This is a genomic window from Streptomyces durocortorensis (assembly GCF_016901035.1).
Lineage (GTDB): Bacteria > Actinomycetota > Actinomycetes > Streptomycetales > Streptomycetaceae > Streptomyces > Streptomyces durocortorensis.
The window spans coordinates 21,614-30,164 of the sequence record NZ_JAFEUF010000077.1 but is presented as its reverse complement, the minus strand read 5'-3'; the positions used below and the strand labels follow the sequence as shown (position 1 = coordinate 30,164).

The 8,551-nt window shown below is 72.0% G+C and carries 7 protein-coding genes; 3 read left to right on the top strand and 4 right to left on the bottom strand.

The window, feature by feature from the left end; all coding sequences use genetic code 11:
* Positions 1–118: 118 nt before the first annotated feature.
* A complete protein-coding gene (locus tag JS521_RS16925) occupies positions 119–3,115 on the bottom strand; it encodes a bifunctional [glutamine synthetase] adenylyltransferase/[glutamine synthetase]-adenylyl-L-tyrosine phosphorylase (protein WP_205083820.1) in 2,997 nt (998 codons plus the stop codon).
* Positions 3,116–3,296: 181 nt separating this feature from the next.
* Between JS521_RS16925 and JS521_RS16920 the strand changes: the two genes are divergently transcribed.
* Positions 3,297–3,818 carry a pyridoxamine 5'-phosphate oxidase family protein gene (locus tag JS521_RS16920; protein ID WP_205083819.1) on the top strand — a complete coding sequence of 174 codons (522 nt, stop codon included), beginning with the start codon at positions 3,297–3,299 and terminating at the stop codon, positions 3,816–3,818.
* 33 nt (positions 3,819–3,851) lie between these two features.
* Here JS521_RS16920 and JS521_RS16915 read toward each other — a convergent pair whose 3' ends face one another.
* Both JS521_RS16915 and JS521_RS16910 read right to left on the bottom strand, forming a co-directional pair.
* Complete coding sequence (locus JS521_RS16915; protein WP_205083818.1) at positions 3,852–4,643, bottom strand: putative protein N(5)-glutamine methyltransferase; 792 nt, start codon at positions 4,641–4,643, stop codon at positions 3,852–3,854.
* Between the two features lie 265 nt (positions 4,644–4,908).
* A complete protein-coding gene (locus JS521_RS16910) occupies positions 4,909–6,408 on the bottom strand; it encodes an MFS transporter (protein ID WP_205083824.1) in 1,500 nt (499 codons plus the stop codon).
* Positions 6,409–6,625: 217 nt separating this feature from the next.
* On the opposite strand from JS521_RS16910, the gene JS521_RS16905 reads away from it, so the two are divergent.
* The gene (locus tag JS521_RS16905) at positions 6,626–7,225 is read left to right on the top strand and encodes an acyl-CoA-like ligand-binding transcription factor (RefSeq protein WP_205083817.1); all 600 of its coding nucleotides are present in this window, start codon (positions 6,626–6,628) and stop codon (positions 7,223–7,225) included.
* A 22-nt stretch (positions 7,226–7,247) separates the two neighbouring features.
* On the opposite strand, the gene JS521_RS16900 is transcribed toward JS521_RS16905, so the two are convergent.
* The gene (locus tag JS521_RS16900) at positions 7,248–8,027 is read right to left on the bottom strand and encodes a GntR family transcriptional regulator (RefSeq protein ID WP_205083816.1); all 780 of its coding nucleotides are present in this window, start codon (positions 8,025–8,027) and stop codon (positions 7,248–7,250) included.
* 160 nt (positions 8,028–8,187) lie between these two features.
* Between JS521_RS16900 and JS521_RS16895 the strand changes: the two genes are divergently transcribed.
* Entirely contained in the window at positions 8,188–8,526 is a 339-nt protein-coding gene (locus JS521_RS16895; protein ID WP_205083823.1) for a hypothetical protein, read from the top strand.
* The last annotated feature ends 25 nt before the right edge of the window (positions 8,527–8,551 follow it).

The window sequence follows — 8,551 nt, the reverse complement described above, 5'->3', positions numbered from 1 at the left end:
TTTCTTACATTTTTTCTGCGGCGGCCCCCGTCCTTGGTTTATACGGGCCGGGGGGGGGGCGGCCGCCCCCCGGGATCCCGGGGGCGTCGCCCGGCAGGCGGCAGTTTGACGACAGGCCCTAGGTCGCCGCCCCGTAGAACCGCTCCTCCACCACCGCCCGAGCCCTGCGCGTAATCCGCCGGTAGTCGTCCAGCATGTCCCCGACATGCCCCGGCTCGTACCCCAGGTACCGCCCCACCGCAGCCAGCTCCCGCGGATCGGACGGGAACGTGTCACCCGGCCGCCCCCGCACCAGCATCACCGCGTTGCGCACCCGCGCCGCCAGCACCCACGCCTCGTCCAGCGTCTGCGCGTCCTCCGCCGGGATCAGCTCCGCCGCACACGCCGCGGCCAGCGCCTCGCGCGTACGCGTCGTGCGCAGACCCGGCTCCGCCCACCCGTGCTGCATCTGCATCAGCTGCACGGTCCACTCGACATCGCTCAACCCGCCCCGCCCCAGCTTCGCGTGGAGCGTGGGGTCCGCGCCGCGCGGCATCCGCTCGGACTCCATCCGCGCCTTGAGCCGGCGGATCTCGCGTACGGCGTCCTCGCCGAGCCCTTCCATCGGATACCGCAACGGATCGACCAGTTCGATGAAGTCGCGCCCCAACTCCTCGTCGCCCGCCATGTGTTCGGCCCGCAGCAGCGCCTGGCTCTCCCAGGCCAGCGACCAGCGCCGGTAGTAGGCCCCGTACGACTTCAGCGTGCGCACCATCGGCCCGGTCTTGCCCTCGGGGCGCAGGTCGGCGTCGATGAGCAACGGCGGGTCGGCGGTAGGCAGTTGGAGGAGCCGCCGCATCTCGCCCACGACCGCGTTGGCCGCCCGCCCCGCCTCCTCGTCGCTCACGCCCTCGCGCGGCCGGTGCACGAAGAGGACGTCCGCGTCGGAGCCGTAACTCAGCTCGTGTCCGCCGAAGCGGCCCATGCCGATGACGGCGAACCGGGTCGGCAGCGTGTCCCCCCACTGCGCGCGGACCGCGGCCCGCAACGCCCCCGCGATGGTGGCGGCGTTGAGGTCGGTGACGGCCGAGCCGACCCGGTCGACAAGGGCCCCGTGGTCCTGCTCGGCGGGGCTGTCCTCGGTGCCGTACGAGCCGATGAGGTCGGCGGCCGTCGTACGGAACAGCTCCCGGCGGCGCACCCCGCGCACCACCGCGACGGCCGACTCCGCGTCCCCGGCCCGCCCCACCGCGGCCAGCACCTCCTGCTCCAGGTGGCCACGGCTGCGCGGCGTGAGCCCTTCCGGGTCGCCGAGGATCGCCACCGCCTCCGGGGCCCGCATCAGCAGGTCCGGGGCGAGACGGCCGCCGGAGAGCACCCGGGCGAGGTTCTCCGCGGCGGCACCCTCGTCGCGCAGGAGCCGCAGGTACCACGGGGTCTTGCCGAGCGCGTCGGACACCTTGCGGAAGCCGAGCAGCCCGGCGTCCGGGTCGGCGGAGTCCGCGAACCAGCCGAGCAGCACCGGCAGCAGGGTGCGCTGGATGGCGGCCTTGCGGGTCACCCCGGAGGAGAGGGCCTCCAGGTGCCGCAGGGCGGCCGCCGGGTCGGCGTACCCGAGGGCCTCCAGGCGGATCGCGGCGGCCTTCGCGCTGAGCCGGGACTCGCCGGGGGCCAGTTGGGCGACGGCGTCCAGCAGCGGCCGGTAGAAGATCTTCTCGTGCAGCCGGCGTACGACGGAGGCGTGCCGCCGCCAGGCCTTGTTCAGCTCGGCCACCGGATCGGTGCGCATCCCGAGCGACCGGCCGAGCCGCCGCAGATCCGCCTCGTCCTCGGGGACCAGGTGGGTGCGGCGCAGCCGGTAGAGCTGGATGCGGTGCTCCATGGAGCGCAGGAAGCGGTACGCCTCGTCCAGCTGGGCGGCGTCCGCGCGCCCCACGTACCCGCCCTCGGCGAGCGCCTGCAGCGCCTCCAGGGTGGAGCCGCTGTGCAGCGAGGCGTCACTGCGCCCGTGCACCAACTGGAGCAGCTGGACGGCGAATTCGACGTCCCGCAGCCCGCCGGGGCCGAGCTTCAGCTCGCGCTCGATGCGGTCGGCGGGGATGTTGTCGACGACCCGGCGGCGCATCTTCTGCACGTCGGGGACGAAGTTCTCGCGGTCGGCGGCCCCCCACACGAGCGGCGACACCGCCTCGACGTACTCGGCGCCCAGCTCGGGGTCGCCGGCCACCGCCCGGGCCTTCAACAGGGCCTGGAACTCCCAGGTCTTGGCCCAGCGCTGGTAGTAGGCAAGGTGGGAGCTGAGGGTGCGGACGAGCGGCCCGTTGCGGCCCTCGGGGCGGAGGTTGGCGTCGACCTCCCAGATGGTGCCCTCGACGGTGGTCTCGGAACAGATCCGCATCATGTGGGCGGCCAGCCGGGTGGCGGCCTGCATGGCCTTGGTCTCGTCGACCCCGTCGCGCGCCTCCCCGACGAAGATCACGTCGACGTCGGAGACGTAGTTCAGCTCCCGCCCGCCGCACTTGCCCATCGCGACGACGGCGAGCCGGCACTGCGCGGCGTCCTCGGGCGCCGACGTGCGGGCGATGGCGAGCGCGGCGCGCAGGGTGGCGGTGGCGAGGTCGGCCAGCTCGGCGGCGGTCTGGGCGAGGCCGGTCGTCCCGCAGACGTCCCGGGCGGCGAGGGTGAGCAGGCACCGGCGGTAGGAGACCCGCAGCGAGTCCGGGTCGACGGCGTCGGCGAGCCCCTGCTCGAACTCGGCGACGCCGGGGTTCAGGTCGGCCGACTCGTACGTGACGAGCGCCTGCCAGTCGCGCGGGTGCCGGGCCAGATGGTCCCCGAGCGCCTCGGAGGCGCCGAGGACCCCGAGGAGCCGGTCACGCAGGGGCTTGGCGGTGACGAGGGTGTCGAGCAGCACCTGCCGCTCGCCCTCCTCCCCCGCCTCCACGATCCGGACCAGTCCGCGCAGGGCGAGATCGGGGTCGGCGGTGGCTCCGAGCGCCTCCAGGAGGACCGGATCGGACCGTACGGAGGCGAGCGCGTCCAGGTCGAGGAGCTGCTCGGCGGCGGACGGGTCGGTGAATCCGTGCCGCAGCAGCCTGGTGAACGTACTGCTCCTGCGCCCCGGCGCGGTCGTCATCCCGTGCTCTCCTGCCAGCCGAACCGATCTGCGTAACTGATCGGCCGCTTCCCTGTCGGCGTCACAGCTCCCCGAGCCTAGTCCCGTACCGATGAATTCGGGGCGGCGGCGGAGTCCACCCACGGGAAAACACCTGACAGCACCCCGTGACAGCACTGCTATACGCCCCCTCGGAGGAACGATGTCCACGACCGAGCAGCCCCCGGCCACCGAGCTGGACGCCCGCTACAGCAGCGAGGGTGCGACGGCCCGCCCCTGGCCGGAGACGGCCGCCGTGCTGGCCGACGCCCCGCTGTACTGGCTCTCCACGGTCCGCCCGGACGGCCGCCCCCACGTCACCCCGCTCATCGGCGTCTGGTCTCAGGGCGCCCTGCACTTCTGTACGGGCCCGCAGGAGCGCAAGGCGCGCAATCTGGCGGCCAACCCCGAGGTGGTCCTGACGACGGGTGCGAACACCCTGGACTCCGGCTTCGACGTCGTGGTGGAGGGCCGGGCGGACCGGGTGACGGACCACGAGCGGCTGACCGCCCTGGCCCGGGAGTGGGAGGCGAAGTACGGCGCCGACTGGCACTTCGACGTCGAGGACGGCAGCTTCGTCCAGGCGGGGGCGGGCCACGCCCAGGTGTTCGCGGTCCACCCCCGTACGGCGTTCGGCTTCGGCAAGGGGGAGCCGTACAGCCAGACGCGCCACCGCTTCACGTGACCTGCGGGACCGTCCCGACGGGACGCCTCCGCGTCACGTGACCCGCGGGGCCGTCCCGACGAGGACGGTGGCGTACAGCTCATCGGAGACCAGGACCCGGGGGCTCAGCCCGGCGGCACGCAGAACGTCGAGCGCCGTGTCCCGCTGCCGCTCGCTCGTCTCCACGAGCAGGCTGCCACCGGGGGCGAGCCACGCGGGTGCCTCGGCGGCGACCCGGCGCATGACGTCGAGGCCGTCGCCGCCCCCGTCGAGGGCGACGCGCGGTTCGTGGACGCGGGCCTCGGCGGGGAGCAGCTCGACATCGGCGGTCGGAACGTACGGAACGTTGGCCAGGAGTACGTCGACGCGGCCGCGCAGGCGGGCGGGAAGGGGGGCGAAGAGATCACCCTCGTACACCTCCCCCAGGCCGCCGACGTTGCGCCGGGCGCAGCGTACGGCGGCGGGTTCGACGTCGCAGGCGTGCAGGTCGACCCGGTCCAGCGCGGTGGCGAGGGCGACACCGAGCGCACCCGAACCGCAGCAGAGGTCGACGACGACGGCCCGGCGGGGTGCGAGGGCGGCGGCCTGCTCCACGAGGAACTCCGTACGCCGCCGGGGCACGAAGACGCCGGCGTCCACGGCGAAGCGGCGGCCGCGGAACTCCGCCCAGCCCAGGACGTGTTCGAGCGGCAGCCCGGCGGCGCGGCGCTCGACGAGGGCGGACAGCTCGTCGGGGGAAGCGGCGGCCTCATGGAGGAGGGACGCCTCGTCCTCGGCGAAGACGCAGCCGGCGCGGCGGAGGGCGAGGACGGTGGTGGAGAGGGAGCTGATGGGGTGAACCGGCATACGAGCGAAGCCTTTCGGGAAAACCGATGGGCGCTCGGCGATCCGCCCTAGGCCGTCCGGTCGGCTGCGGCTGATGCCGGTGCCGCCGGTCGTCCGACGTGATCGCGCGGGGTGAGCACCCAGTCTGATCCAGCGGTAATGGGTCTCACCTCCTCGGTCGGTCTCCTCGTTCCCCGTGGCGTACGGGGGTCGTAACAGTACAACAGCCCGTTTCCGCACCCGTGCGGGGCGCGGAAACGGGCTGTACGAGCCGTAGGGGCGCGGCTCAGAGATCCACGCTGTCCCGCAACTTCGTCGGCGTCAGGAACAGCGACGCGACGACGCCGATCACGGCGATGCCGGCCGAGATGAGGAAGATGTGGCCGGTGGCGTCCCCGTACGCGGCCCGGACGACCTCCTGGACCTGGGGCGGCATGGCGGCGACGTTGAGGGTGGAGCCGCCGGAGCCGGAGGCGGCGGGATCGATGCCGAGCTTCACCAGCCCGTCCGTGATCTTCGTGGACACCTGGTGGGCGAGGACCGCGCCGAGGACGGAGACACCCATGGTGCCGCCGAGGGAGCGGAAGAAGGTGATGGCTCCGCTGGCCGCGCCTATCTCGCTGAGCGGGACGGTGTTCTGGAGGACGAGCACCAGGTTCTGCATCGACATGCCGACTCCGACACCCACACCGAGCATCCCCAGCGACACCATCACGAGCGAGGTCTCGTGGTCGATGAAGGACAGTCCGAGGAAGCCGAGGGCGAGGACGACGACACCGGCGACGATGAACGGCTTGACCTTGCCGGTCCGGGAGACCAGGCGTCCGGCGACGGTGGAGGAGACGAGGACGCCGGCCATGAGCGGAATGGTGAGGAGCCCGGCCTCCGTCGGCGAGTAGCCGCGTCCGATCTGGAAGTACTGCCCGAGGAAGACCGCGCCGCCGAACATGGCCATGCCGACCGCGAGGCTGGCGACGATCGCGAGGGCGGGGTCGCGGCGGCGGACGACGTGGAGCGGAACGACGGGCTCCTTGACGCGCCCCTCGACGAGGACGGCCGCCGCCAGGACGATGACACTCCCGCCGACCATCAGTCCGCTCTGCCAGGAGATCCAGCCGAAGTCGTCGCCGACGAAGGTGACCCAGAGGAGGAGAAGACTGACCCCGGCGGCGATGAGCGATGCGCCCAGGTAGTCGACCTTGGTGTCGGGCCGGCGGACCTCGGCGAGGTGCAGGGTGCGGGCGAGCATCACGGAGGCGACGAGGGTGAAGGGCACGGCGACGAAGAAGCACCAGCGCCAGCCGAGCCAGGAGGCGTCGGTGATGAACCCGCCGAGCAGCGGCCCGCCGACGGTGGCGACGGCCATGACGCCGCCGAGGTAACCGTTGTAGCGGCCGCGCTCCTTCGGGCTGATCATCGCGGCGATGATCACCTGGACGAGCACCTGGAGCGCGCCCATACCGAGCCCCTGAACGGCACGGAAAGCGATCAACTGCTCGGTGGACTGGGCGAACCCACAAGCGACCGACGCAACGACGAAGATCCCGATCGCTGTCTGGAGCAGGAGCTTCTTGCTGAACAGGTCGGCGAGCTTGCCCCAGATCGGGGTGGAGGCCGTGGAGGCGAGCAGGGTCGCGGTGACGACCCAGGTGTACTGCGACTGTGTGCCGTCGAGCGACCCGATGATCTGCGGGAGCGCGACCGAGACCACGGTGGTGCTGATCATCGCGACGAACAGCACGATGAGCAGCCCGCTCAGGGCCCGCAGGACGTGACGGTGGTCCATGGGTGCGGCGGCGGGGGCCCCGGCCGGGGCTTCGGCGGTGTCTGCTGCGCTCACGCGCAACCTCCGGAAAGTTCGTACGAGAGGCCCGTACGAGGCGTCGGCGTCGGACAGCTGGGTCCGCGGGGCCGGTACGGGAGGGAGAAGGCTTCACCATACATGCACACTGGGCAATTTTGCCCACTGCGCAAGAATTTCACACCCGGGGGATAATGCCCCCATGGACAGCAGCACCGCGGGACCGGGCCTCCGGGAACGCAAGAAGGAAGCCACCCGGCAGGCCGTGCACGAGGCGACCCTCCGCCTGACGGTGGAGCACGGCTTCGACCAGGTGACGGTGGAGGCGGTGGCGGACGCGGCCGGGATCTCCCGCAGAACGTTCTCGAACTACTTCACCAACAAGGAGGACGCCCTCCTCTACGGCGAGGAGCAGCAGATCAGGGCCCTGGTCCGCACGGTCCGCGACCGCCCCGCCGACGAACCCGCCTGGCCGGCGCTGCGCGCGGCGGTGGCCCAGTTCGCGGACCGCGTGGCACCCCCGGAACGCGAGTGGGCGGTACGCACCCGCCTGGCGATGCGTCACCCTTCGCTGCTGGCCCGCCAGTTGGCCAACCACGCCGCCCTGGAACGCGACCTGGCCGAAGCGGTGGCGGCCCGCCCGGGCCCGACACCCGCCCCCGTCCGCCCGATCGTCCTGGCAGCGGGCTTCCTGGCCTCGCTCCGGATCGCGATGCGGATGTGGATCGAGGAGGACCTGGCGCGGGAGCCGGCGGCGGTGATCGACGAGATTCTGGACGAGATGGGGCGGGGGTTCGTGTGAGCCCGCCCCATCGGCGCCCGCCTCAGGAGTCCGGCTGCCCGGAGTCCGGCTGGTCGATGCGGATCTCGTAGGCGATCTCCCAGCGGATGTCCGGCACGACGACGTCGGCCGTCTCCACGGGGCGGCCCTCACGGTCGAAGTACGTGCGCTCGATCTCGATGACCAGGTCGCCGATGGAGATCCCGAGCAGGTTGGCCTGTTCCCGTGTCGCGCGGGCCGGGCGGGGCAGTTCGATGCCGGCGGTGATGTCCACGCCGATGGACCGCATGCGCTCGACGACGCCGATCTTGCCGTGCGGGCCCATCTCCGGGAGCAGAACCGGCGTCCCGTCCGTGATGGCCATCGGCTCCCAGCTCTTGGCGAGCTGTACGGGCATGCCGTCGGCGAGGAACTCGTAGTCGGTCACGACGCAAAGGTCGCCGGGCTCGATCGCCAGGCGTTCCGCGATGTCCTCGGGCGCGGGTACGCGCGCCACGCTCGTGCACTCCCAGTCCGCCTCGTGGTCGAGCTCGGCCATGTCCGAGGCGAACGGGCTCCTGTTCCGCTGCTCGCGGTGGCGTGAACGGACCATGCGCCGGCGCTCGCGGGCGCGGCGGACGTACGTACCGGAGCCGGCGCGGCCTTCGAGGATGCCCTCGATGATCAGACGCTCCATGGCTCGCTGCGCCACGGACTGACCGACGCCGTACTCCTCAGCGAACCGCGCCCGGGACGGCAGCTTGTCGCCGACGGCCCATTCACCGGCTCGGATGCGAGCCCGCAGCTTGTCCGCCACCTTCAAGTACGGCGTATCACGTGGCATTTGAGCAGCTCCGTGTGTTCGGCGTCGATATGGGCGTCGCTGGTTGACAAAGCTAACCCATCAGGTTGAAGCTGAACACTCAGCATCACTTGGAGTGACCTTCAGTTCACAGGGGAGAAGTGTGCGCTCTGCACAAGCGCGGATTGCGGCGCTGACCGGCATGCTCGCCGCCGCCACAGGCACCGAACCGCGCGTGGCCACCGACCTGGACGTCTTCCGCGTCGAGGCCGATCTCCCCGCCGAGTTGAGCGCGACCGCCCACGCGGCCGTCCTCGCCGCCCTGGCCACGGCGGACCGCTACGGACACACCCGTACCCGCGCCGCCGAGTACGTCTGGGCCGAAATCAGCAGAGAGGCGAACGTGACCACGACCGAATCCCCCGACACGGCGTACCGCGCACTGCTCGGCCACACGATGACGTGCACCGCCTGCCGGACCGGCGCGATCTGCCCCGACGCGGCGAAGCTCGTCCGCGTCTGGCGGGAGACCCGCCGGTGAGCGCCGACCCATGAGCGCCACCAGC

Excerpts from the sequence above, each read along its gene's own strand:
- JS521_RS16905 (WP_205083817.1), top strand. The coding sequence starts at position 6,626 with ATGGACAGCAGCACCGCGGGACCGGGCCTCCGGGAACGCAAGAAGGAA.
- JS521_RS16900 (WP_205083816.1), bottom strand. The coding sequence starts at position 8,027 with ATGCCACGTGATACGCCGTACTTGAAGGTGGCGGACAAGCTGCGGGCT.
- JS521_RS16915 (WP_205083818.1), bottom strand. The coding sequence starts at position 4,643 with ATGCCGGTTCACCCCATCAGCTCCCTCTCCACCACCGTCCTCGCCCTC.
- JS521_RS16910 (WP_205083824.1), bottom strand. The coding sequence starts at position 6,408 with ATGGACCACCGTCACGTCCTGCGGGCCCTGAGCGGGCTGCTCATCGTG.
- JS521_RS16920 (WP_205083819.1), top strand. The coding sequence starts at position 3,297 with ATGTCCACGACCGAGCAGCCCCCGGCCACCGAGCTGGACGCCCGCTAC.
- JS521_RS16925 (WP_205083820.1), bottom strand. The coding sequence starts at position 3,115 with ATGACGACCGCGCCGGGGCGCAGGAGCAGTACGTTCACCAGGCTGCTG.
- JS521_RS16895 (WP_205083823.1), top strand. The coding sequence starts at position 8,188 with ATGCTCGCCGCCGCCACAGGCACCGAACCGCGCGTGGCCACCGACCTG.